Below are 24,072 nucleotides of genomic sequence, written 5' to 3' on the forward strand. Positions count from 1 at the left end.
AGTTCTATCGCTATCCTCACATGAGACCGCAACACTGCCGAAGTCCTGCGGAGGGACCCGTGACCGACCTGATCACCCCGGAGCTGGCTCGTTCGGAGCCTGGCGACGGCCAGCCGTACGCGTACCGGCGGGCCGAGCTGGTGGAGCCGGACTGGACCCGCCTGCCCGGCTGGAAGGACGTCACGGCCGAGGAGTGGCGCTCGGTGCAGTGGCAGCGGTCGCACTGCGTGAAGAACGTGAAGCAGTTGCGTGACGTGATGGGCGACCTGCTCGAGGACCGGTTCTACGACGACCTGACCCGCGACCAGGCCGAGCGCGCGACGATGTCGATGCTGCTACCGCCGCAGATGCTCAACACGATCGTGCCGTCCGGTGCTGCCGATTACACAGAGGCGTTCTACGCGGACCCGGTCCGCCGCTACATGCTGCCGGTGTTCAGCGACCGTCGTGCCGACTGGCCGTCGCACCCGCACGCAACCCGGGACTCGTTGCACGAGCACGAGATGTGGGCCACGGAGGGGTTGACCCACCGATACCCGACCAAGGTCCTTGCGGAGATCCTGCCCACGTGCCCGCAGTACTGCGGTCACTGCACCCGCATGGACCTGGTCGGGAACTCGACGCCCGTGATCGACAAGCTCAAGTTCGTCGCCAAGCCGCAGACCCGGCTCGACAACATGCTCGACTACCTGCGCCGTACGCCGGGCGTCCGCGACGTCGTCGTGTCCGGCGGCGATGTGGCGAACATGCCGTGGCCGCGGCTCGAGTCGTTCCTGATGAGCCTGCTCGAGATCGAGAACATCCGCGACATCCGGCTCGCGACCAAGGCGCTGATGGGCATGCCGCAGCACTGGCTCTCGTCCGACGTCCTGGCCGGCGTGGAACGCGTTGCGTCGGTGGCGCGCAACCGGGGCGTGATGATCGCGATGCACACGCACGTGAACGCGGCCCAGTCGGTGACGCCGCTGGTCGCCGAGGCGTCGAAGGCGATGCTGGAGGCCGGCCTGCGCGACGTCCGCAACCAGGGCGTGCTGATGCGCGGCGTGAACGACTCGATCCCGCAGCTGCTCGACCTGTGCTTCGCGTTGCTCGACGGCGCGAACGTCACGCCGTACTACTTCTACATGTGCGACATGATCCCGTTCTCGGAGCACTGGCGGGTGTCGGTGCGCGACGCACAGCACCTGCAGCACGGCATCCTCGGGTACCTGCCCGGCTTCGCGACACCGCGGATCGTGTGCGACGTCCCGTACGTCGGCAAGCGGTGGGTCCACCAGCTCTCGGAGTACGACGAGGTCCGCGGCATCTCGTACTGGAAGAAGAACTACCGCACCGGCATCGAGCAGCAGGACCCGGAAGCGCTGAACCGCACCTACGAGTACTACGACCCGATCGACACCCTCCCAGTCGAGGGCCAGCAGTGGTGGACCCAGCACGCCGGCACCACCCTCGCCGAAGCCGAACAACGAGCCGCCGCCTCCCGCGCGGCCGCCGAGGCCCAGAAGTCCCTGGACCTCTCCTAAAACCCGTCTTCGGTGCCACCAATGCAGGGGGTGGCACCGGAGGCGTCGCAACTTCCTGCAACCCGCACCCCGCGATCCATTAGGTGCGCTCGGCAACCGATAACATCCCGAGTCAGCCGACTTGGGGAGTGCATGTGTGGGTCGTCCGGTCATCTGCGGCACTCGCCCTCTTCGCGCTGGCGGGCTGCGCCGCACTCCCCCGCCCCGACACCGTCGACGCGCTCACCCGCCCGGCCATCTCCGCTGAGGCCGCGGCGGCGGTCGTCAGGCACTACAACTCAGTGAGCGCGAACGCGAACGCCCGTCGATCCGACGAGCTGATGGCCGGCGTGCAGACCGGCGACCTCCTCCGACAGACGGAAGCCGCCTACAAGATCAGCCGACTCCTGAAGAAGCCCGTGACTGCGACGCCGGCGTTCACCGCCGGGTCAGTCGGCGCACCGGAGTACGGCAGCTATCCGATGCATTTCGTTGCCTTGGGTAACCATCGGCTCGGCGTGTGGGAACGACCGTCGGCGGGTGAAGCCTGGCGCCTGATGTATGCGCTCAGTGTTGCGGTGCCCGAGCCGACGGGGCTGCACGATATCGCACCAACCGATGGCGCCGGTCTGGTCGAGTCACCGTCGGTCGCGGCCGCAAAGTTCGCGGAACTCCTGACGGTCGGCGCGAAATCGCCGTACGCGCGGCTCTTCACCGCGGCTCCGAAGGTGGCCAAGTTCCAGAAGAACCTGGCGGCCAGCCATGCGATGGCCGGTCACGACCACATCCTCGCAGTCACGGACACCTTCTCTCTGAACGCGCCACCGACCGCCTTCCGGACCTCGTCCGGCGAGGTGCTTGCGTTCTTCACGCTCACGAACGCGAAGGAGATGCGTCCGCAGTTCGGCGCGATGTGGCCCGTCGGTCAGGACACGGCCGCCTTCAGCACGCCGAACCACCTGTACCGCACCGCGCTGACCACCACCACTTTGCATCAGTTCGCGATCGCGATCCCGGCCGCCAAGGGTGGCAAGATCCGGGTCCTCGGCTTCACGACCCAGCTGGTGGACTCGGGTGGGTACTGAATTGCAACTTGGTGCAATCCTTCGTCCGGTCCGGATGGATGCGCTTGGCAACGGCTAGCATCGTGGATCGTTTGTTGTCCGGTGTGTCTGGGGCATGCCGCGAGCTCGGGAGTTGGTTGTGCGGGTAGTCCGCTCGATAGTTGGTGTCCTGCTGGCTCTCATCGGTCTGATCGTCTCGGTCGTGGGTGGTCTGGCCGCGTTCTGGCTCGTCGGTCCGGACGACACGGTGCATTCCGGTGAGCAGGCGTTGAGCAGCAAGGGGCTGGCGATCGCGAGTACGCCGGATCTGCTGAACCGACACGGTCCCGTGCTGCACGTCGACGTACGGTCCGCGAAGGGGGCGCCGGTGTTCGTCGGAGTGGCGCGGGACTTCGACGTGAGCAGTTATCTGAAGGGCTTCCAGCACACCAAGCTGGTGCAGGTCCAGTTCCCGATCTCGCTCAGCACTCAAGACGAGAAGGGCACAGCCGGTCCGCTCGCCGCACCCAGCACCCTTGACTGGTGGGTCACCAAGTCCAACGGCGCCGGCACCCAGTCCATCGCCTGGCCGATCGAGGACGGTCCGTACGACGTCGTCATCATGAACGCCGACGGCACAACGCCACCCGACGTACAGGCGAACCTCGGCATCGAGATCCCGCATTCCTTCGTGACCGCACTGGCCATCTTCGCCGCCGGACTCATCTTGCTTGCCCTGGGCATCCTCCTGACCCTCTTCCGCCGCCGCCCCGCCAAGCCCACCCCTCCTCCCGCCGGGCCCCAGTACGCCGGGCCCCAGTTCGTACCTACCGCACCCGCGCAACAACCCTCGTCACAGCCCGGTGGTGGGACGGTTCGGCGGATAGTGGCGTTCGGGCTCGTGCTCTCGCTGGCGACTGGCTGCTCCGCGATTCCCGAACGGGACACTGTGGACACGTTGACCCGCCCGGCGATCGCCACCACGGCCGCGGCGGCGGTCATCAAGCACTACAACGAGGTCACCAACAAAGCCAACAGCACCCGCGACGACAAGCTCATCGCCACAGTCGCAGGCGGCAGCGTGTTGCGCAGGAGCCAGGCCGGTTACCTGGTCGGCCGCACCTTCGACAAGGCCGGCAAGGATCCGATCAAGCCGTTCAGCTACACCAAGCCGGTGCTCGGCGCACCCGTCTACGGTGGCTACCCGATGCATTTCGCCGCGTCGTCGGGCATCTCGACCGAGAAGAACTATCGGCACCTCGGCGTCTGGGAGCGGCAGACGGCGGGCAGTGCTTGGCTGCAGACCTTCTCGGTCAACCCGAAGACGACGACGAAGGTGCCGGATATCACCGGTCTCCGCCAGTTGACTGCGGCAGACACTGCCAAGCTCACGGCCGCGCCCCAGGCCGCAGCGACGGCTCTCGCGCAGTACCTCACCGTCGGCGCCAAGTCGCCGCGCGCCGGCGCCTTCGCACCATCGACAGAGGTCACCGCCGTACTCGCGGAGATGGCCACCGAGCAGAAGAACCTCCTGACCACGGAGAAGTTCCTGCGCGCGGTGTCGGACACGTTCACTGTCACCGGGACCCCCGTCGCATTCATGACCAAGTCCGGCGAGGCGTTGGTGTTCGTCAGCCTGACCGACGAGTACGTCGGGTTGGCCGCGTCGAACTACCAGGTCTTCTGGGAGAGCGGTGCCAGCTCCGCCTTCAGCCCGAAGACCTCCGTCTACCAGAGCGCCCTGACCTCGACCGTTCTGTACGACTGCGCTTTCGTGGTCCCCCGCAAGGCGGGAAAGATCCGCGTACTCGGAATGGATCGCCAGACGGTCGCCGCCGGCGGCTACTGATAGTCCGTCAGCTGCGCGAAGGTCTTGATGGTGTCGCCGGGCCAGGCGGGGGCGCTGTTGGCGTGTTCGAGGGTGCGGATGGCGCGCATGCCGAGGGCGGCGGCGCCGGGGAGTTCGTTGTCGTTGCCGTCGCCAACGAAGATGCACTCGGTGGGATCTACGCCTAGGGCATTGCACGCTGTCAGGTAGATGGCCGGCTCGGGTTTCGCGGCGCCGACCTCGGCGGAGAAGGCGGTCGTGTCGAAGTACGGCGCGAGTGGGCTGGTCGGCCATTGGAGTTGGGTTTCGGCGGTGATGTTGCTGACCAGACCGATCCGCCAGCCCGCGCGCTTGAATGCGGCCAACGTGCTGAGCGTCGTCGCGGGCGCCGCGCCGAGCAGGCGTTGGGCGAGGGTACGGCGGAGACTCGTTGCCTCCTGCACCTGTTCGTCGGTCGGGGTGCCACCACACCGTTCCGCGATCACCCGGAGCGTGTTCGGCAGGTCGCCGTACGCACCGGTGAAGCGCTCGTACGACGCCGCGTCGAACGCCTGCTGGAACGCCGCCGAGTCGACGCCGAGCGCTGCGCCCATCCGTGCGTTGACCTGGTCCCGCTCGGCGTCTCCGCCCGGAACCAGGGTGCTGAACAGGTCCGACAGCAACGCCCTCACAGGGCGGGCGGCCGGCGCTCGTACGGCGTGCTCAGCACGATCGTGGTCGTGGTGGAGACGTTGGCGCGCCCGCGGATCACGGCCAGCAGGTTCTCCAGCGCGGCCGGCGAGGCGACCCGGACGACCAGGATGTAGCTGGAGTCGCCCGCGACGGAGTAGCAGGACTCGATCTCCGGTACGTCGCGGAGCCGCTCGGGCGAGTCGTCCGGCTGGGACGGGTCGATCGGCCGGATCGAGATCAGCGCAGTCAGCGGCAGATCGAGCGCGGTGTGGTCGACGGTGGCGGCGTACCCCTGGATGATGCCGCGCTGCTCGAGGCGCTTCACCCGTTGGTGCACGGCCGACGTCGACAGGCCGGTCGCCTTGCCGAGGTCGGTGAAGCTCATCCTGCCGTCGGACGCGAGCAGCCCGACGATCTTGCGGTCCAGGTCCTCCATCCTGGAGACCCTACTGCCGAGACCGCCGGGCATGAAAGCATCTCTCCATGGCTGAGACACCCGAGCGCCTGATGCTGCTCGACACCGCGTCGCTGTACTTCCGTGCGTTCTTCGGCGTGCCGGACACGATGAAGGCCGCCGACGGTACGCCGACCAACGCGATCCGCGGGCTGCTCGACTTCATCGCCCGACTCGCCGAGAACCACCGGCCGACCCACCTGGTCGCCTGCTGGGACGACAACTGGCGGCCGTCCTGGCGGGTCGCGCTGATCCCGTCGTACAAGGCGCAGCGGGTCGAGTTCGTCTCGCCGAAGGGCGAGCAGGTCGAGGACGTGCCGGACCGGCTCGAGGTCCAGGTGCCGTACATCCGCGCCTGCCTCGAGGCCATCGGCATCGCCGTCGTCGGCGCGGCGGACCATGAGGCCGACGACGTGATCGGCACGCTGTCGCACCAGGCGACGATGCCGGTCGACGTGGTGACCGGTGACCGCGACCTGTTCCAGCTGATCGACGACAGCCGCGGCATCCGGATCGTTTACACGGCGGCGCGGGGCGTCGGGCGAGCCGATGTTTATGACGAGAAGGCGCTGCTGGCGAAGTACGAGATCCCGGCTCAGCGGTATGCCGACTTCGCCACGCTGCGCGGGGACGCGTCGGACGGTCTGCCCGGCGTGAAGGGTATCGGCGAGAAGACGGCTGCGGCGCTCGTGACGGCGTACGGCGATCTGGATGCGATCCGCGCCGCCGCGGCCGACCCGAGTACGCCGATGGCGCCCGGGGTGAAGAAGAAGATCCTCGCGGACAGCGACTACCTGGACGTCGCGCCGAAGGTGGTCGCGGTCGCCAAGGACGCGCCGGTCGGGACGTACGACGCGCGGATCCCGCAAGAGATCAAGGATCCGGAGCGGTGGCTCGATCTCGTCGAGCTGCTCGAGCTCGGCGGCAGCGCGCAACGGGTCATGTCGGCGCTCGACCTTGGACCGAAAGCATGACGCGCACTCGTGAGCTGGCCGAGGGGTTCCGGGACGAGATCGTCGCACTTCGGCGGGCGCTGCATCAGGTGCCGGAGTACGACCTCGACCTGCCGAAATCGCAGCAGTTGATCCTTGACGCGTTGGCCGGTCTGCCGCTGGAGATCACGCTCGGCAAGGAGCTGTCCTCGGTGACCGCCGTACTGCGGGGTGGTGGCGGGCCTGGGCCGGTCGTGCTCCTGCGCGGGGACATGGATGCGCTGCCGGTGACCGAGCGGACCGACGTGCCGTATGTCTCCCAGCATCCCGGGATGATGCACGCGTGTGGTCACGACCTTCACGTTGCGGGGCTGGTCGGGGCTGCGAAGGTGCTGTGCGCTTTGCGGGCCGAGCTCGCCGGTGATGTGGTGTTCATGTTCCAGCCCGGTGAGGAGACGTCGGGTGGGGCGCCGATCATGATCCGCGAAGGGGTCCTCGACGCGGCTGGCCGGCGGGCGGATGCGGCGTACGGGCTGCACGTCGGGTCGGCGTCGCAGCCGCTGGGGATGTGGAGCAGCAAGCCCGGGTCGTTCATGGCCGCGGCGGACCAGTTGCATGTGCGGGTGATCGGTTCGGGGACGCACGGGTCGACGCCGTACCGCGGGAAGGACCCGATCCCGGTGCTGTGCGAGATCGTCGGGGCGCTGCAGACGATGATCACGCGGCAGTTCGACGTGTTCGACCCGGTCGTGCTCACAGTCGGGCGGATCGCGGGTGGGACGAAGGAGAACATCATCCCGGACGACGCGCTGTTCGACGCGACGGTCCGGACGTTCTCCCCGGAGACGCGCGCGAAAGTGCAACTAGTGTCAACGCAACTAGTTGAGTCGATGGCTGCGGCCCACGGGTTGAAGGCCGAGGTCGAGTACGTCGTCGGCTATCCGGTGACGGTCAACAACACCGCCGAGTACGAGTTCGCCCGCGACACGATCGTCGACGTGTTCGGCGCCGACCGCTTCCGCGAGCGCTCCAACCCGCGCTGCGGCGCCGAGGACTTCTCGTACGTTCTCGAAGAGATCCCCGGCGTCTACCTCAACCTCAGCGCCTGCCGCTCCACCGACCCGGACGCTGCCCCCGACAACCACTCCCCCTTGGCCGACTTCGACGACTCCATCCTCCCCGACGGAGCCGCCCTCCTCGCCGAACTCGCATTCCGCCGGATGGCACGTTAGAGCGAGACAGGAGGTTGGATGGGGAGCGAGAGCGGCCCCCAAGCGATCGCGGCTGGGTCTTTGAATCTCGCACCGGCGAGGCTGGCGCTCAGCCGCGCGGCGGAGCGCGACTGAGGCCCGAATGCCAGCGCCTCAAATGTCGTTTGGCGGGCCGAGAAGTCTGCGCTATCGAAGGTCGGCGACGCGCCTTCGATACGGAGAAAACCTATCGAGACAGCATCGCCCGAAAACACCGCGTTATCGAATGATGCACGCCGAGAAGCTTTTAGAATCACTCCATCGAACGATGTCGCCTGAGCCCTGAACTTCGTTTCATGGAAGAACACCTTTTCGGAATCGACGACAACGTGATTGAACGAAGCTCGGCTGCCATCGAAAATCGCCTGAGCGAACGACACATACTCGCCTTTGAAAACAGAGCGGTTGAACGAGGTCCGACAATGGAACTCGGTCTCACTAAACGATGTGCGTACCGAGAAGGTCGCATTGAAAGACACAAATTCGCAGGCAAACTTGGTCCGGTCAAATGAAATCCGACGACTGGCCGAAAATGTCGCGCGATCGAACGATGCATTTCCAGCCTCGCACGAGAACACGGCGTCGTCGAAGACGACCACCTCTGCCATCAATTTGGAGTCATCGAAAGATGTCCGTCTGCTGGCGAAGTCGACGCTGCCGAATGTCACCCGATCACCCTCGAAGGTCGCTTCGCCAAACGAAAGCTCTTCGCCCGCGAACGTTGAACGATCAAAGCATGTACGCCGTTCGAAGCTGGCATTCTCGAATGAGATGCGCCCGTTGAACACCGAGCCCAGAAACAATGTGTCCTGGGCCGCGAATACTGCATCCTTGAAGGATGTGTCACCGTCGAACCGAACTCCCACGAAAGATGTTCGGTCACCGCCAAAAGTAGCGCCTTCGAATGAAGCATCGAACAAGACAGCGCGCTCAAGATCGAGATTCAGGTCGCTCCACCTGATGCTGGCAGTCGACCGGAGGTGCTGGGCAATTACACCGACAATCGCACGGCGCACCTGCACCTCCGCCAGCCCGGACTTCGGGGCATATCTTGGCACCGACGGACGTCGACGATAACGCGGCAACCTCCTCGGAACACTTTGACCATCGGGAGTCGGCTCGGCATCCAAGGGGAGCCGGAGGTAACCACACAGGACATCCACGCATTGCTGACGCTGGTTCCGCCACTCGTCAGCCAGTGCAGCAAGAGCATAGACACCGGCGAGCCGCTGTGGCGCATGTTCCCCTCCTAGCTGAGAAGCCGCCGCAACGAAGCGCTCGTTCAGCAGCCGGAGATCTCGCTCAAGGTGCCGTTGCCTTCTGTAGTTGACAACCAGCGCGATCGCTCCTCCGATGGCAGCCACGATAGCGAGAGCCAGCTTAAAGACGTCAGGCTGAGACGGAGCGGTTCCGGAGAGCTCCCACGGCCACCTTCGCGTGAAGAGTTGAGAGAGCAACAACCATGCGATCGCGCCCCCGACGGCGAGCACCAATAGCGTCATCACGACGGCCCAACCCAGGCTCACGCGAACACGCTCTCTCACGGTGCTTGCAGGCCGTGCCGGCACTCGGGGCGGGCTTTTCTCAGTTGCACTTGGATGCGTTTGCTCGGCCATCACACCCTCCTGCGTATGACCTGCTATTCGCAGAGCCTGCGACACCCGGATTGAGCTCCCCGCACGTGGCTCCCAACTGTCGGAGTGCTGGGCACAAACTCGTGATACGTAGGCGAGGTAAGTGGCCACGCCGATCGCCAGGCGGTGGCCGTCGCTCGGGTCGGCGTGCGGGGCCGCCGTACTCGGCGTACCCGCAGTATCACGATCGCCTGGTCGAAGTCGCCCAGACAGATCCGGACCCGGACCGCCAGGAGGACGCCGACCTGATCCTGGAGTCGTTCGACTAGGGAGAATTCCCGATGTCGCGGCCGGTCGCGGGACAGCAGAATCGCGGCATGCCCTTTGTCGATGTGCCCGGCGGATACCTGTACTACGAACAGCACGGAGCCGGCCCGGATGTCGTCCTGCTGAACGGCGGTCTGACCGACACGCGGATGTGGAGCTCGACGGTCGCCTGGCTGGCGGACGTAGCTCGCGTGACGGTGTGGGACTGCCGGGACCGCGGTCTGTCCTCGGTGTCGTCATCGGAGTACGACGAACTCGGCGACCTGGCTGCGGTTCTCGACGCCGCCGGGGTCTCGCGGGCGATCCTGCTCGGGGTGTCCGACGGCGCTCGGCAGGCGCTGGCGTTCGCCCATCGGTATCCGTCGCGGGTTGCTCGGGTCTGTGCGGTCGCCGGCTCGTTCGGGGAGTTCCCGTCGCCGACGCCACCCGAGGCGGGCGCGCGGGTCGTGATGCGGGCGCACTTCGCCCAGCAGGCCAAGATCCTCGAGACGGGCGACATCCCGACCGCCGCGGCGAACGACATCACCGCCTGGTGCCCCGCGGTCGACCTCGACGCTCATCGTTTCCTCGTCGGCCTCGCGATCGCCAATTCCCGCATCATGCTGATGTCCGAGGACAACGCCCGCGAGCTCGATCCCCCGATCAAGCACCGCTTCGCCGAACTCGCCGTGCCGATCTCCGTCCTGGTCGGCGAGCACGACTTCCAAGGCACCCAACTCTGGGCCCACCGCCTGGCCTCCGAAGCCCCGGACACCACCCTGACCGTCCTCCCCAACGCCGACCACATGCCAATGCTCTCCGCCCCCGAACCCTTCCGAACCTTCCTCCTCAACACCCTCACCACGACTAGCCCAGCGCCCGCTCCAGCCATCCCATGAAAGCGGAGTAGTCGGCTGACACCGACATCACGATCTCTGTCCCGGCGTCGCTCTGGCTCATGCGCGCGATCTCGTCGAGCATGACCCGCTCACGTGCGAACCGCACGCCGGGCCAGAGCATCGCGGCCGCCAGCGTCAGTGCGTCGTGCTGCATGGTGCCCGGGTACTTCGCCATCCACCGATCGCAGTGTTCGCGGAGGACGCGCTCGAACGGGCGCGCGTCCGGCTGGGCCCATCGTTGGTAGAGCGGAGAGTCCTTGGTGATCTCGATCGCCGGGTTGAAGGTCACGTCGGACACCACGAACGTCGGCAGCCACGGCTCCAGCGCCGGCACCATCCGAATCGCTGCCTCCGGATCCACCCGGAAGTTGTGCTCCGCCCGTGCCGGATCCCGGTAGTTGATCGCACCACCCATCTGCGTCACGACCAACTGCGATACCAGTTCAGGCTGCTCGGTTTGCAGCATCGCGAGGTCGGACAACGGCCCCATCCCCACCCACCGCACGCGCCCGTCCGTCGCCGCACAAACCTCACTCACCGCCCCGACGACATCGGTCCCCTGCCGTGGCACGTCCACCGGGCACAACCCGTCCATCACCCACATCCGGCTGTTCCCCAGGTCGGACCCCGCCACCACCCGAACATCCGTCCGCCCCACCAGATCCAGCAGGTACCGTGCAAACCGAGCCCGCTCCCCGCCGTACTCATCACTGGTAATCACCAACCGCAACTCAGGCACCAACTGAGCCGCAACCACCAGCGCCACGGTGTCATCCGGATCCCCGCCGATATCCGTGTCAATGATCATCGGCGCCCGCGCAATCGCCGGCACACCGACGCCCGGCGGCGGCCCACCCCGAATCAGCGGATCGGCAAGCTCCTCGAACTCCTCAAAGCTCGCGCTCGTCCCGGCCAGCGCCTCCCACTCGCCCCCGGGATCCGCCTCCCCGCCGCCCATCGCCACCTCCGCTGATTCGCATCGAATTGAACACATTGTCTACGAACACCCTCTTGTCGCTGTCATTCCCGCACCGCTCGTACGCGGTCCAGATCGCCTCCCGGTCCCGCTCCGGCACCTGTCCGCGGTCCAGCGTCTTCTGCAGCGCATCAGCCTGCTGCTTGTCGCCTCGGTGGACGAAAGAGTCGAGGAACTCCGCAAGCCGCGGGTCCGGCGACCGGTCGCCGATCCAAGCCCGGATCTCGCTCCGGAACCGCGTGGACCAGTCGTCCAGCCACGACCGATAGTTGCCGCCGGCATCACGCAGTCCGGCGACATCCCGAGCCAGGTCCGCGACCGCCATCAGATTCACGACCTTGACGCCCTCGCGGACCCGAAGGTCCCGCAACCGCGACGACACCCGCCCCCTGCTCAGGCCTTCCAGGAGCACCGGATGACGGTGTTGGCCGGACTGCTCAGGACCGCGAGCACCGATCCGCACCGGACTCGACATCGGCCCGTCGAGCAACTCCTCGATGCTGTTGAGGGCCAGCTGATGTGCGAACGTCTCCGACTCGTCGGCAGGCAGCTCGTAGAACGGCCGCCCTTCCCGAGACTCCGAGGCAGTCAGGTGCACCTCGTACCCTTTCTTGCTCCCGGGATGCGGGTCGTACGGCGATTCACCGAGGAAGGCATAGCGCCCGGTGAACGCAGTCTCCGGATAGACCGCCGAGAGCAGCTCCTGCACGGTGCCTTTGAAGCTCGTGTCGAAAACGCTCACCCGACTCCCCGGTCGGCCAACCGGCACCCGATTCGCTTGCAGGTAGTCGGTGGACTGCCGAAACCCACCGACCGTATCCGCAGGGTCCACGCGCGGGGCCACCCGCCGGAAGCCGGCCACCTGTGGAAACCGGAGCCCCTGGTGATGCTCGAGATCCTGCAACGCGTTCTCGACAAGCGCACGTGACAGGACCAGATTCGATCCGTGCTGCCGGAAGAACTGCCCGTCGAGCCGAGTCATCGCCAGCGCCAGATGATGTCCGTCGCGCCCGAACGCAACAATCCGATCGGCCGTACTGCTTTCCGGTAGTCCGCGTTGCCGGGCATGGGTGAGGCTCCAGAAAGCCATCCACAGGCATGACGAGGGACGGGGACGCCGGATTGGCGTCCCCGTCTCTTTGCGTTAGCGGGCCATTGGGCGGCCGGCGGGGGTTGCTACCGGGGTGGCCATGGCGGCGGCTTCTTCGTCTATGTCTACTACGGCGCCGCTGAACTGGGCGTTGTAGAGGCGGGCGTAGGCGGCGTCGAGGGCCAGGAGTTCGTTGTGGTTGCCCTGTTCGACGATGGCGCCGTTCTCCATGACCAGGATCAGGTCGGCGTCGCGGATGGTGGAGAGGCGGTGGGCGATGACGAAGCTGGTCCGGTCGGAGCGCAGGGCGGCCATGGCGCGTTGGACCAGGACCTCCGTGCGGGTGTCGACCGAGCTGGTGGCCTCGTCGAGGATGAGCAACTGCGGGTCGGCCAGGAACGCCCGCGCGATGGTGAGCAGCTGCTTCTCACCGGCGCTGACGTTGCTGCCTTCCTCGTCGATCACGGTGTCGTATCCGTCCGGCAGGCTGTGCACGAAGCGGTCGACGTACGTCGCCTTCGCCGCCGCGAGCATGTCCTCCTCGGTGGCCTTCAGGTTGCCGTAGAGGAGGTTGTCGCGGATCGTGCCGCCGAACAGCCAGGTGTCCTGCAGCACCATGCCGATCCGCGAGCGCAGGTCGTGCCTCGTCAGCTCGGTGATGTCGACACCGTCGAGCGTGATCTTGCCGCCGTTCAGCTCGTAGAACCGCATGATCAGGTTGACCAGGGTCGTCTTGCCGGCACCGGTCGGGCCGACGATCGCGACCGTCTGCCCCGGCTCGGCGATCAGGCTCAGGTCGGTGATCAGCGGCTTGTCCGGGTCGTACGAGAACGACACGTGCTCGAACTCGACCCGTCCACGCGAGTCGGTGACCTTCTCCGGCGTCGCGTCGTCCGGGATCTGCTCCTCAGCATCCAGTACTTCGAACACGCGCTCGGCAGACGCCACGCCCGACTGCAACAGGTTCGCCATAGAGGCGACCTGCGTCAGCGGCTGGGTGAACTGCCGCGAGTACTGGATGAACGCCTGCACGTCGCCCAGCGACATCGTGCCGGAGGCGACCCGCAGACCGCCGAGGACCGCGATGACCACATAGTTCAGGTTCCCGACGAACATCATCACCGGCATGATCAACCCGGAGATGAACTGCGCCCCGAACGCCGCCTGGAACAGTTCGTCGTTCTTCTTCGCGAACGAGGCCTCGATCTCCTTCTGCCGACCGAAGACCTTCACCAGCTCGTGCCCGGTGAACGCCTCCTCGATCTGCCCGTTCAGCGCACCCGTGTGACGCCACTGGGCGATGAACCGAACCTGCGAGCGCTTGGCGATCGTCGCGGTCAGGATCATCGTGATAGGGATCGTGACGAGCGCGATCAGCGCCAGCACCGGAGAGATCACGAACATCAACGTGATCACGCCGATCACCGTCAGCAGTGACGTGAGCAGCTGGCTCAGCGTCTGCTGCAGGCTGGTCGAGATGTTGTCGATGTCGTTCGTCACCCGGCTGAGCAGCTCACCGCGCGGCGCACCGTCGAAGTAGCTCAGCGGCAGCCGGTTCAGCTTCGCCTCGACGTCCGCACGCAGCGACAGGATCGTCCGCTGCACGACGCCGTTCAGGATGTAGCCCTGTGCCCAGGAGAGGAAGAACGCACCGACGTACAGCGCCAGGACCAGCAGCAGAATGTTGCGCAGGGCATCGAAGTCGATGCCGACGCCCGGGACCAGGTCGATCCCTTGCAGCAGGTCCGCGAGCCGGCCGTTGCCGGAGGCCCGGGTCTGCTCGATCACCTGCGCCTTGGTCAGACCGCTCGGAAGATGCTTGCCGATGGCACCGGCGAAGATGATGTCGGTCGCGCGACCGAGGATCTTCGGGCCGAGCACCGACAGACCGACGCTGCAGACCGCCAGCAGGACGACGCCGGACACCTGCAGCCGATGCGGGCGCAACCGCGCGAGCAGCCGCTTCGCCGACGGCAGGAAGTTCATGGACTTGTCGCCGGGAATACCTCCGGGCGGACCGAACCCACGACCGGTGGTCGGCCGCTCGGTCGCCTTCACAGCCTTGGGCGCCTGTCCGTTCGGGGACGGCGTGTTCTGCTCGCTCATGCCGCCTCCTCCGCGGAACGCTGGGACTCGACGATCTCGACGTACGTCGGACACGTCTCGAGCAACTCGTCATGCGTGCCGTTGCCGACGATCGCGCCGTCCTCGAGCACGACGATCTGGTCGGCGTCGATGATCGTCGACACGCGCTGCGCGACGATCACCATGCAGGCCTCCCGGGTCACCGGCCGCAACGCTGCCCGCAACCGGGCGTCGGTCGACAGGTCGAGCGCCGAGAACGAGTCGTCGAACAGGTAGATCTCCGGCTTGCGGACCAGCGCCCGCGCGATCGCGAGCCGCTGCCGCTGACCGCCGGACACGTTCGTGCCGCCCTGCGCGATCGGCGCTTCCAGCCCTTCGGCCATCGCCTCGACGAAGTCCTTGCCCTGGGCAATCTCCAGGGCTTCCCAGAGCTCGTCGTCGGTAGCGTCCGGGTTGCCGTACCGCAGGTTGCTGGCGACCGTCCCCGAGAACAGGTACGGACGCTGCGGCACCAGACCGATCCGCTCCCACAGCGCCTCGGGCTCGATCTCCCGTACGTCGATGCCGTCGACCAGCACCCGGCCTTCGGTCGCGTCGAACAAGCGCGGCACCAGCGAGAGCAGTGTCGTCTTGCCGGCGCCCGTACTGCCGATGATCGCGGTCGTCTGCCCCGGCGAGGCGACAAGGTTGATGTCGTGCAGCACCGGCTCGGCGGCGCCCGGGTACTTGAACGAGGCGTGCTCGAACACGAGCTGCCCGCGACCGGTGAAGGTCTTGATCGGCGTGACCGGCGGCCGCACCGACGAATCCGTGTCGAGTACTTCGGAGATCCGGTCCGCGCAGACCGATGCCCGCGGCACCATGATCATCACGAACACGCCCATCATCACCGAGAACAGGATCTGGATCAGGTAGCTCAGGAACGCGGTCAGCGCCCCGACCTCCAGCGTCCCGTTCTCGATCCGGGAGGCGCCGAACCACAGCACCGCCACGCTCGACACGTTCAGGATCAGCATCACGGTCGGGAAGATCAGCGCCATCAACCGGCCGGCTTTGATCGCCGTGTCGGTCAGGTTCTGGTTGGCCTCGCCGAAGCGCTCGACCTCGTGCGGTTCGCGGACGAACGCGCGGACCACCCGGATCCCGGTGATCTGCTCGCGCAGTACCCGGTTCACCCCGTCGATGTTCTTCTGCATCTTCCGGAACTGCGGAACCATCCGGCTCGCGATGAACCCGACGCAGACGGCCAGCAGCGGTACGGCGACGGCCACCAGCCAGGACAGGCCGACGTCCTGGCGGACCGCCATGATGACGCCGCCGATCATCGTGATCGGCGCTGCGACCAGCATCGTCGTGGTCATCACGACCAGCATCTGGATCTGCTGTACGTCGTTGGTGCTACGGGAGATGAGCGTCGGCGCACCGAACTGGTTCACCTCGCGGGCGGAGAACTCGCCGACCCGGTGGAAGACGGCCGCGCGCACGTCGCGGCCGAACAGGGCAGCTGTTTTCGCGCCGAAGTACACCGCGGTGATCGTGCAGATGATCTGCACCAGGCTGACAGCAAGCATCCAGCCCCCGGTGCTCACGATGTAGCCGGTGTCACCCTCCGCCACGCCGTTGTCGATGATGTCGGCGTTGAGAGTGGGCAGGTAGAGGGAGGCGATCGTCCCGACCAGCTGCAGGACCACCACCAAGGACAGGTTTCCCGCGTACGGACGCAAATGCGTACGCAAGACGCGAATCAACATCAATCATCCCCAGGGTCGTGATGGCGGGCGCCGCCGAGCGCGTACTCGACGATGCCCTCGGTGGCCGGTGGCTGACCGGTGTGGTGCTTGCGGAGGCCGTCGAACGCGAAGTCGACGATCTCCTCGGCGGTCAGCACGTGGCCGCCGGAAATCAGTGGGTGGGTGGCCGAGAAGGTGAGCAGCCCGAGATGCCGGACCACGTCCTCGGGCGGCAGCCGCAACTGGTCCGCATCCGGCCGGAGCAGGTCCGCGAACGCCAGGTTCGCCAGGTCCGAGTGCCGCTGACGGCGCGCCTCGTCCATCGGGGTCGCGTGCCGGAACTCCGGTGGCCGGCGGATCCGCAACGCGAACATCAGCTTGAACACCCCGCGCAGCCGCTTCTGGCCGATCTCGACCGCGGCGATGGTCCGCTCCCGCAGCGGCAGTGAGGGGTCGACCCGCTCGATCGCCCGGACCAGGTCCGAGGTGTCGAACACGGTCGCCATCGCGGCCTCGATCAGCGCATCCTTGCTGCCGAACGCACGGAAGATCGTCCCCTCGGCGATCCCGGCCGCCTCGGCGATCTGCTTCGTGCTGACGTCGGCCCCGAACTCCTCCAGCAACGGCAGCGCGGCCTCGACGATGGCCGCGCGTCGCTCCTCGGGTGGCAGTGGGGTCGCTCGTGGTGTCACGGATCAAAGGTAACTGAGTGAGTACTCACTCACAACTACATTTACCCCTCCGGTGCAGACCGGTTGACTACCAGCGCGGAAACGCCGTCCAGGAGGCGTTCCAGACCATATTCGAACGCATGATCGACATCATACGGGGCGTCGAACTCACTCCCGACCGCGGTACCGACCCGTGCCGACAGCGGAAACTTCGCCAGGTCACTGATCTGGTCCAGATGCGGGACGTGCGCCAGCCACCACTCCTTGTCCGTCATACCGGATCGGAGGATCACCTGCCGCGCTTCGACCGCCGTTCGTACGGCGCCGTGCACGTAACCGTTGACGAGCGCGACGGTCGAGTCCATCTCCACATCGCTGAGCCCGATCCCCTCGACGGCACCCAGCTCCCACTCGTACTTCGCCATCACGTTGGGACCGAGCGGCGGGCGGCTGATCGCGACCTGAAGCATCCACGGATGCCGGAGGTACAGCTCGCGGTTCTCGCGGGCGACCTCGTCGAGCTTCGCCCGCCACTCCCCCGGTACGTCGCGGCGCGGCAGCTCGCCGTACACGGTGTCGAGCATGACGTCGAGCAACTCACCCTTGCCCGGGAAGTAGCGGTAGAGCGTCATCGCGCCGACGCCGAGCTCGTCGGCGACCCGGCGCATCGACATCGCGCCGAGGCCGTCGGTGTCCGCGACCTTCAGCGCGGCCGTGACGATCTGGTCGACGGTCAGCGCCGGCTTCGGTCCGCGAGTCGGTTGCGGGCGGCGTCGCCAGAGCAGCTCGAGGCTCTTCGCCGGGTCGCCGCTGCCGCTGTACTCCTGATTCATGTCCGTCGTTCTTCTCGGATCGGCTATACTTCGTACAGTGTACGCAGTTGACCTCAATCTTTGTCGAGGTTCTAGCGTCAGGTTTTGTCGGTGGGGCACGGAATCATCGACGGTCCACGATCGATCGGTTCAGCGGAGCCTGGAGACACAGCTGTGAGTATGGAAATGACCGCGTGGAACTCGCTCTACCACGCGATGCACGCGCAGGACGACAAACGTCCCTTCTCGAAGGCGACCTTGCGGCGGATCCTGGCGTTCGCGCGCCCGCACCGCACGCAACTGATCTGGTTCCTCGTGATGAGCGTCGGGGCGGCGGTGCTCGCGGTCGCGACGCCGGTGCTGGCCGGCAAGGTGGTCAACGCGATCGTCGGCGGCAAGGAGTTCAGCGTCGTACTGCGGTTCGCGGTGCTGATCGCGATCATCGCGATCGCGGAGGCCGGGCTGAGCATGCTGACGCGGTGGTTATCGGCGCAGATCGGTGAGGGGCTGATCCTCGATCTGCGGACGGCGGTATTCGACCACATCCAGCGGATGCCGATCGCGTTCTTCACCCGGACCCGGACCGGCGCGCTGGTCTCCCGGCTGAACAACGACGTGATCGGGGCGCAGCGCGCGTTCAGCGACACGTTGTCCGGCGTGGTCGGCAACCTGGTGATGCTCGTGCTGACGCTTGTGGTGATGCTTCGCGTGTCGTGGCAGATCACCTTGCTCGCGTTGATCCTGCTGCCGGTGTTCGTGGTGCCGGCACGACGGGTCGGGCGGCGACTGGCCGGCTTGCAGCGGGAAGCGGCGAACTACAACGCCACGATGAGCACGCAGATGACCGAGCGGTTCTCGGCGCCGGGTGCGACGTTGGTGAAGCTGTTCGGGCGGCCGGCGCGGGAGTCGCTGGAGTTCGCCGTACGGGCGCGGCGCGTGCGGGACATCGGCGTACGGACGGCGATGGTGCAGTGGATCTTCGTGACGGCGTTGACGTTGGTGTCGGCGCTGGCGCTGGCTGTTGTCTATGGGCTCGGCGGGTTCTATGCGCTGCGGGATCAGCTCGACGCTGGTGCGGTCGTGTCGATGGCGCTGCTGCTGACGCGGTTGTACGCACCGCTGACTGCGCTGGCCAGTGCGCGGCTCGAGGTGATGACGGCGCTCGTCAGCTTCGAACGGGTCTTCGAAGTACTGGATCTGGAGCCGCTGATCAAGGACAAGCCGGACGCTGGCCGGGTGCCTGAGGGGCCTGTGACGGTTGAGTTCTCGGGCGTGAGCTTTGCGTATCCGTCGGCGGACAAGGTCTCGCTGGCTTCGCTGGAAGAGGTCGCGAAGCTGGACACCCGGGGTGGAGTTGAGGTGTTGCATGACGTGTCGTTCAAGGCTGAGCCGGGGCAGATGGTGGCGCTGGTCGGGTCGTCCGGTGCAGGGAAGTCGACGATCGCTCAGTTGATTCCGCGGTTGTACGACGTGGACGCAGGCTCGGTGAAGCTGGCCGGGGCCGACGTACGGGATGTGTCGGCGGAGTCGTTGCGGGCGACGCTCGGCATGGTGACGCAAGACGGTCATCTGTTCCACGATTCGATCCGGGAGAACCTGCTGCTTGCGCGGCCCGAGGCGTCCGAGGAGGACCTGTGGGATTCGCTGGAGCGGGCTCGGTTGGGTGAGCTGATCCGGTCGTTGCCTGATCAGCTCGACACGGTCGTCGGTGAGCGCGGGTATCGGTTGTCGGGTGGTGAGCGGCAGCGGTTGACGATCGCGCGGTTGCTCCTCGCGCAGCCGCGGGTCGTGATCCTGGACGAGGCGACCGCCGCGTTGGACTCGACGAATGAGGCTGCGGTGCAGGCGGCGCTGACGGAGGCGCTTGCTGGTCGTACGGCGGTGGTGATCGCGCACCGGCTGTCGACGATCCGTGCCGCGGACCAGATCCTCGTGATCGAGGCTGGGCGGATCGTGGAGCGCGGTCGGCATGCGGAGTTGCTCGCGACCGGCGGGCGGTACGAGGAGCTTTATCGCACCCAGTTCGAACAACCTGAGGCGGGTACGGCGGTGGTCGGTGTCTAGCTGGTTGCCTGGGGCATCGGTAGCGGGTTGTTTGATGGACAGCGGGATATAGCACGTCAATGGGCAGACATCCCGCCAGTGGGACGGGATCACCTCGGCGTACGGACGGTGGAGCAGGAGGTTGTTGGGTTGGTGGGTACGGGGCAAGAGCTGGCTGGATACGCGGTGGTCTTCCGGCCGGCGGATCCACCACGCACAAGCCGGATAGCGTTCTGGGACCCCGACGGCGGTGAACTTCCACTAGGCGTCGGTGAGCAGGTCGAGCTGCAGTTGGTTGTTGATTCCCAGCTTCAGTCGGTGCGCGCGATCGAGTTGTCGGTCGCGGACGCGGTTCCGGTGCTGGGGCGGATGCGGCGGGCGGTGGGGGCTCATCCGTCGGCGGCGTTCTGGGGTGGAGCCTCGCTGGTGGCGCTACAGCTGGTTGCCCGGGGCAAGCTTCTCCCGGGCGTCTCCCCCGGCGGGTACGACGCCTGGCGGGTCGGCCCACTCGACACCGACGACGTAACCCGCCTCCTAACCCTCGCCGAAGCCATGCCCCCCTCAGCCCGAGCCCTCCCACTCACTCCCACCTCATCTGCTCCATCGGCCTTGGGCGGTGGGGTGCGGGTGGCGGTGGCTGAGGAGTTGGTGCGGGAGTTTCTTGATGCGGTTGCCGATGGGATGCCTCGGTCGCCGGCTGCGGGGAAGGCGCATCAGACGAATCTGTTCACCAGCTCGGCGCCGCAGCGGGCGGAGCGGTTGCGGGGGTGGGCGGATGAGGTTTCTGCGGGGCTCGACAGCGGGGTGCGGATCTCGTTGCGGATCGAGTTGGCGGACTCGCTGGCGTTCAGCGCGGTCGTTCAGCTGCACAGCCTCAAGGATCCGACGCTGGTCAGGGATGCGGACGACGTGTGGGCTGAGGATGTCGCCGGGTTCGGGCCGCGGGCTCGGATTGACGCCACGCTGGCGATCCGTCGGGCCGCGCGGGTCTGGCCGGCGCTCCAGCGGCTGTTGGACTCCGCCATACCAAACCGTATGGAACTGTCGGACGAAGAGGTCGCCGAGCTGCTCGTCGGATCGGCGCAACGGCTGACGGCGGCGGGCGTGGACCTGCATTGGCCGCGGAGTCTCGGGCGCCAGCTCACCGCCCGCGCCGCGATCACCTCCGCGGACGGACCGCCGAGCAGCCTCCCAGGATTCTTCGGCGGCGACAAGACGCTCGACTTCAGCTGGCAAGTGGCGGTCGGCGACGACCCGCTGACCGAGGCCGAGCTCGACCAACTCGCCGAAGCCACCCGCCCGGTGGTCCGGCTGCGCGACCAGTGGATGCTGATCGACCCCGAGCTCGCCCGCAAAGCCCGCGAACGCATCCTCAAGCCGGTCACCCCGATCGACGCCCTCGGCGCTGCACTGACCGGCACCACCGAGATCGACGGCCGCCAGATCACCGTCACCCCGACCAGGTGGCTGGACGATCTCCGCGCCCGCATCGCCGACCCCGACCGAGCCGACGAACCCATCGAAGCACCCGCCGGGCTCCAGGCAACGCTGCGCGACTACCAACTGCGCGGTCTCCGTTGGCTCGCGAGGATGACCTCGCTCGGACTCGGCGCCTGCCTCGCCGACGACATGGGTCTCGGCAAGACGATCACGCTCATCTCCCTGCACCTCCACCGCCAGGAGTCCACGGACACCGCCGGCCCGACCCTCGTCGTCTGCCCGGCGTCGCTCCTCGGCAACTGGGAGCGCGAGGTCCAACGATTCGCCCCCGGCACTCCGGTACGCCGATTCCACGGCACCGCGCGCTCACTCGACGACGCACAGGACGGCTTCGTCCTCACGACGTACGGGACCCTGCGCCGCGACGCCGCACGATTGGCCGACCACCGATGGGGCCTGGTCGTCGCCGACGAGGCGCAACACGTGAAGAACCCCTCATCCGGTACGGCGAAGGCGCTGCGAACCGTGCCAGGACAAGCGCGGGTCGCCCTGACCGGCACACCGGTCGAGAACAACCTGTCCGAGTTGTGGGCGATCCTCGACTGGACGACGCCCGGGCTGCTCGGGCGACTCGGGACCTTCCGCAACCAGTGGGCCGCGCCGATCGAAGCCGACAAGGACGAGGAGGTCGCCGCACGGCTCGCGAAGCTGGTCCGTCCGTTCCTGCTCAGACGCAAGAAGTCCGACCCGGGTATCGCGCCGGAGCTACCGCCGAAGACCGAGACCGACCAGCCCGTCTCGCTCACGCGCGAGCAGGTCGTGTTGTACGAGGCAACTGTCCGCGAGCTGATGGCCGAGGTCCGCGCAAGCAACCAGATGGCGCGACGCGGCCTGATCGTCAAGCTGCTCACCGGCCTCAAGCAGATCTGCAACCACCCGGCGCAGTACCTGAAGGAAAGCGACAAGGCGCGGCTCAGCGGTCGCTCCGGCAAGCTCGAACTCCTCGACGAGCTCCTCGAGACCATCGTCGCCGAGGACGGCGCCGTCCTCGTCTTCACGCAGTACGTCGCTATGGCCCGACTGCTCGAGCGGCACCTCGACGAGCGCGGCATCCAGACCCAGCTCCTCCACGGCGGCACGCCCGTCGCACAGCGCGAAGCGATGGTCGACCGGTTCCAGGCGGGCGAGGTGACCGTCTTCCTCCTCTCGCTCAAGGCCGCCGGCACCGGTCTCAACCTGACCCGCGCCGATCATGTCGTGCACTACGACCGCTGGTGGAATCCGGCCGTCGAGGACCAGGCGACCGACCGTGCGTACCGGATCGGCCAGACCCGCCCGGTGCAGGTTCACCGATTGATTGCCGAAGGCACCATTGAGGACCGGATCGCCGCGATGCTGGCCGCCAAACGCGAGCTGGCCGAAGCCGTTCTCAGTGGCGGCGAGGCCGCGTTGACCGAGCTGTCCGACACGGAGCTCGCCGATCTCGTCGAGCTGCGGGGAGGTCTGCGATGAACGACGCACAAGGGTTCCCAGCCTTCGGGCGGCAGCAGCGGAGTACGCGGGGGCGGTCGTGGTGGGCACGGGCGTGGGTGCAGGCGATGGAGGACACATCGCTCGACTCGGACCAGCTGCGCAAAGGCCGCCGGTACGCGAACTCGGGTCAGGTCGGGACGATCACGATCAGCCCGGGCCGGATCGCCGCCACGGTGTACTCCCCCGAGGACACGTACGAGGCCGTCGTCCGCGTCGACGAGTTGAGTGCCGAGGACTGGCGGCGGTTCAGTGAGCAGGTCGCGGCGCGGGCCGGCCACATCGCGGCGTTACTGGACGGCGAGATGCCGCACGACCTGGTCGAGGCCGCGGCCGACGCAGGAGTCACGCTCTTGCCGGGCATCGGCGACCTCGACCCGAACTGCACCTGCGACGCCTGGGAGCTGCCCTGCCAGCACGCGGCCGCCCTCTGTTACCAGGTCGCGTGGCTCCTCGATGCCGACCCATTCGTCCTGCTCCTGCTTCGCGGCCGTACTCGCGAGAGCCTCGTCGACGGGCTCCAAACGTCAGAGCCGATCGAGCCCGGGATCTCGTTGGCTGAGGTCCTCGCCGCCACCTCCAAAGAACTGCCGGACGCACCCGAACTGCCGAAGAAGGTCAGCCTCGACGAGTTGGCGGTAACGGCTATCGAACCACCGGACGGCATCGGCCCGACTGTCCTCCAACTCCTCGTCCTCGACGCGGCCCGCCGCGCGAGAGCCATCCTCAACGCTCTCCTCCACGGCATCCCGGAGCCGCAACCACTGGACGGGTGGCAAGACACCATCCGGCTCGCGGCCGACTTCCCCGAGCTCGCCACACCGTTGACCGAGGCAACCGGCAAGGACCTTGCCCTCGGCATCCAAGCCTGGCGGTACGGCGGCGCGCCCGGCCTCGACGTACTCGAACACACCTGGACGCCGAACCCCGCGGACCTCAACCGGGCACGGACCGAGCTCCAGGCGGACGTCATCGCCTCACACAACCGGCTGACCATCGGCACCGACACCCAGGTCAGGCTCGACCGCAACGGGCGATGGCACCCGTACAGGCTCGTCAACGACGTCTGGACGCCGGCCGCTCCCCCGTCCACGGATCCCCTCGTCGCCGACTGGTAAATCCGATGCGTCGACACGGTCCGCCCGGTTAGGGTGGCCGCGACTTCGAAGGAGGAGGTGGGTTGATGACTGCGACGTTCCGGGTTGCCGCACGCCCGGTCACTCAACCTCATCCGC

The 24,072-nt window shown here is 66.9% G+C and carries 18 protein-coding genes; 9 read left to right on the top strand and 9 right to left on the bottom strand.

The window, feature by feature from the left end; translation table 11 throughout:
• Nucleotides 1-59 precede the first annotated feature (59 nt).
• From ACQPYH_RS21975 to ACQPYH_RS21985, 3 genes are all read left to right on the top strand, one after another.
• Nucleotides 60-1,523, top strand: coding sequence for a KamA family radical SAM protein (locus tag ACQPYH_RS21975; RefSeq protein ID WP_432894210.1), 1,464 nt, complete (start codon nucleotides 60-62; stop codon nucleotides 1,521-1,523).
• A 134-nt stretch (nucleotides 1,524-1,657) separates the two neighbouring features.
• Nucleotides 1,658-2,587, top strand: a complete 930-nt coding sequence (locus tag ACQPYH_RS21980) for a hypothetical protein (protein ID WP_432894212.1) — start codon at nucleotides 1,658-1,660, stop codon at nucleotides 2,585-2,587.
• A gap of 118 nt (nucleotides 2,588-2,705) precedes the next feature.
• Nucleotides 2,706-4,394, top strand: coding sequence for a hypothetical protein (locus tag ACQPYH_RS21985; RefSeq protein ID WP_432894214.1), 1,689 nt, complete (start codon nucleotides 2,706-2,708; stop codon nucleotides 4,392-4,394).
• On the opposite strand, the gene ACQPYH_RS21990 is transcribed toward ACQPYH_RS21985, so the two are convergent.
• Together ACQPYH_RS21990 and ACQPYH_RS21995 are read right to left on the bottom strand one after the other, a co-directional pair.
• Nucleotides 4,388-5,044 (bottom strand): HAD family hydrolase, encoded by a 657-nt coding sequence (locus ACQPYH_RS21990; protein WP_432894216.1) that lies wholly within the window; start codon nucleotides 5,042-5,044, stop codon nucleotides 4,388-4,390. The two genes, ACQPYH_RS21985 and ACQPYH_RS21990, sit on opposite strands and share 7 nt — an antisense overlap.
• Nucleotides 5,041-5,481 (bottom strand): Lrp/AsnC family transcriptional regulator, encoded by a 441-nt coding sequence (locus tag ACQPYH_RS21995; protein ID WP_432894218.1) that lies wholly within the window; start codon nucleotides 5,479-5,481, stop codon nucleotides 5,041-5,043. The genes ACQPYH_RS21990 and ACQPYH_RS21995 overlap by 4 nt, the downstream gene beginning before the upstream one ends.
• 71 nt (nucleotides 5,482-5,552) lie before the next feature.
• Between ACQPYH_RS21995 and ACQPYH_RS22000 the strand changes: the two genes are divergently transcribed.
• The gene (locus ACQPYH_RS22000) at nucleotides 5,553-6,473 is read left to right on the top strand and encodes a 5'-3' exonuclease (protein WP_432894454.1); all 921 of its coding nucleotides are present in this window, start codon (nucleotides 5,553-5,555) and stop codon (nucleotides 6,471-6,473) included.
• Entirely contained in the window at nucleotides 6,470-7,663 is a 1,194-nt protein-coding gene (locus ACQPYH_RS22005; protein WP_432894220.1) for a M20 metallopeptidase family protein, read from the top strand. Before ACQPYH_RS22000 ends, ACQPYH_RS22005 begins: the two co-directional genes overlap by 4 nt.
• Here the strand turns inward: ACQPYH_RS22005 and ACQPYH_RS22010 are convergent.
• Nucleotides 7,660-9,207 carry a pentapeptide repeat-containing protein gene (locus ACQPYH_RS22010; RefSeq protein WP_432894222.1) on the bottom strand — a complete coding sequence of 516 codons (1,548 nt, stop codon included), beginning with the start codon at nucleotides 9,205-9,207 and terminating at the stop codon, nucleotides 7,660-7,662. The two genes, ACQPYH_RS22005 and ACQPYH_RS22010, sit on opposite strands and share 4 nt — an antisense overlap.
• Nucleotides 9,208-9,632: 425 nt before the next feature.
• Between ACQPYH_RS22010 and ACQPYH_RS22015 the strand changes: the two genes are divergently transcribed.
• Nucleotides 9,633-10,460 (top strand): alpha/beta fold hydrolase, encoded by an 828-nt coding sequence (locus ACQPYH_RS22015; protein ID WP_432894224.1) that lies wholly within the window; start codon nucleotides 9,633-9,635, stop codon nucleotides 10,458-10,460.
• Here the strand turns inward: ACQPYH_RS22015 and ACQPYH_RS22020 are convergent.
• The 6 genes from ACQPYH_RS22020 to ACQPYH_RS22045 form a co-directional block, all read right to left on the bottom strand.
• Nucleotides 10,429-11,418, bottom strand: coding sequence for a nucleoside hydrolase (locus ACQPYH_RS22020; RefSeq protein WP_432894226.1), 990 nt, complete (start codon nucleotides 11,416-11,418; stop codon nucleotides 10,429-10,431). The genes ACQPYH_RS22015 and ACQPYH_RS22020 overlap by 32 nt on opposite strands.
• A complete protein-coding gene (locus ACQPYH_RS22025; protein WP_432894228.1) occupies nucleotides 11,351-12,178 on the bottom strand; it encodes a hypothetical protein in 828 nt (275 codons plus the stop codon). Before ACQPYH_RS22025 ends, ACQPYH_RS22020 begins: the two co-directional genes overlap by 68 nt.
• Nucleotides 12,179-12,580: 402 nt before the next feature.
• Complete coding sequence (locus ACQPYH_RS22030; RefSeq protein WP_432894230.1) at nucleotides 12,581-14,632, bottom strand: ABC transporter ATP-binding protein; 2,052 nt, start codon at nucleotides 14,630-14,632, stop codon at nucleotides 12,581-12,583.
• Nucleotides 14,629-16,362: an ABC transporter ATP-binding protein gene (locus ACQPYH_RS22035; RefSeq protein ID WP_432894232.1), complete on the bottom strand. Its 1,734-nt coding sequence runs from the start codon at nucleotides 16,360-16,362 to the stop codon at nucleotides 14,629-14,631. Before ACQPYH_RS22035 ends, ACQPYH_RS22030 begins: the two co-directional genes overlap by 4 nt.
• Complete coding sequence (locus tag ACQPYH_RS22040) at nucleotides 16,362-17,033, bottom strand: TetR/AcrR family transcriptional regulator (RefSeq protein WP_432894234.1); 672 nt, start codon at nucleotides 17,031-17,033, stop codon at nucleotides 16,362-16,364. The genes ACQPYH_RS22035 and ACQPYH_RS22040 overlap by 1 nt, the downstream gene beginning before the upstream one ends.
• Before the next feature lie 41 nt (nucleotides 17,034-17,074).
• Nucleotides 17,075-17,845: a TetR/AcrR family transcriptional regulator gene (locus tag ACQPYH_RS22045; protein WP_432894236.1), complete on the bottom strand. Its 771-nt coding sequence runs from the start codon at nucleotides 17,843-17,845 to the stop codon at nucleotides 17,075-17,077.
• A 165-nt stretch (nucleotides 17,846-18,010) separates the two neighbouring features.
• Here ACQPYH_RS22045 and ACQPYH_RS22050 point away from each other — a divergent pair, with 165 nt between their 5' ends.
• The 3 genes from ACQPYH_RS22050 (at nucleotide 18,011) to ACQPYH_RS22060 (ending at nucleotide 23,955) form a co-directional block, all read left to right on the top strand.
• Complete coding sequence (locus ACQPYH_RS22050) at nucleotides 18,011-19,888, top strand: ABC transporter ATP-binding protein (RefSeq protein WP_432894456.1); 1,878 nt, start codon at nucleotides 18,011-18,013, stop codon at nucleotides 19,886-19,888.
• Nucleotides 19,889-20,020: 132 nt separating this feature from the next.
• Nucleotides 20,021-22,819 (top strand): DEAD/DEAH box helicase, encoded by a 2,799-nt coding sequence (locus ACQPYH_RS22055; RefSeq protein ID WP_432894238.1) that lies wholly within the window; start codon nucleotides 20,021-20,023, stop codon nucleotides 22,817-22,819.
• Entirely contained in the window at nucleotides 22,816-23,955 is a 1,140-nt protein-coding gene (locus tag ACQPYH_RS22060) for an SWIM zinc finger family protein (RefSeq protein ID WP_432894240.1), read from the top strand. Before ACQPYH_RS22055 ends, ACQPYH_RS22060 begins: the two co-directional genes overlap by 4 nt.
• Nucleotides 23,956-24,072: the final 117 nt, after the last annotated feature.

Origin of the sequence: Kribbella sp. CA-245084 (assembly GCF_050942355.1) — a bacterium.
Taxonomy (GTDB): Bacteria; Actinomycetota; Actinomycetes; order Propionibacteriales; family Kribbellaceae; genus Kribbella.

Excerpts from the sequence above, each read along its gene's own strand:
- ACQPYH_RS22050 (WP_432894456.1), top strand. The coding sequence starts at position 18,011 with ATGACCGCGTGGAACTCGCTCTACCACGCGATGCACGCGCAGGACGAC.
- ACQPYH_RS22005 (WP_432894220.1), top strand. The coding sequence starts at position 6,470 with ATGACGCGCACTCGTGAGCTGGCCGAGGGGTTCCGGGACGAGATCGTC.
- ACQPYH_RS22060 (WP_432894240.1), top strand. The coding sequence starts at position 22,816 with ATGAACGACGCACAAGGGTTCCCAGCCTTCGGGCGGCAGCAGCGGAGT.
- ACQPYH_RS22020 (WP_432894226.1), bottom strand. The coding sequence starts at position 11,418 with ATGGGCGGCGGGGAGGCGGATCCCGGGGGCGAGTGGGAGGCGCTGGCC.
- ACQPYH_RS22035 (WP_432894232.1), bottom strand. The coding sequence starts at position 16,362 with ATGTTGATTCGCGTCTTGCGTACGCATTTGCGTCCGTACGCGGGAAAC.
- ACQPYH_RS22000 (WP_432894454.1), top strand. The coding sequence starts at position 5,553 with ATGCTGCTCGACACCGCGTCGCTGTACTTCCGTGCGTTCTTCGGCGTG.
- ACQPYH_RS22045 (WP_432894236.1), bottom strand. The coding sequence starts at position 17,845 with ATGAATCAGGAGTACAGCGGCAGCGGCGACCCGGCGAAGAGCCTCGAG.
- ACQPYH_RS22030 (WP_432894230.1), bottom strand. The coding sequence starts at position 14,632 with ATGAGCGAGCAGAACACGCCGTCCCCGAACGGACAGGCGCCCAAGGCT.
- ACQPYH_RS22015 (WP_432894224.1), top strand. The coding sequence starts at position 9,633 with ATGCCCTTTGTCGATGTGCCCGGCGGATACCTGTACTACGAACAGCAC.
- ACQPYH_RS21995 (WP_432894218.1), bottom strand. The coding sequence starts at position 5,481 with ATGGAGGACCTGGACCGCAAGATCGTCGGGCTGCTCGCGTCCGACGGC.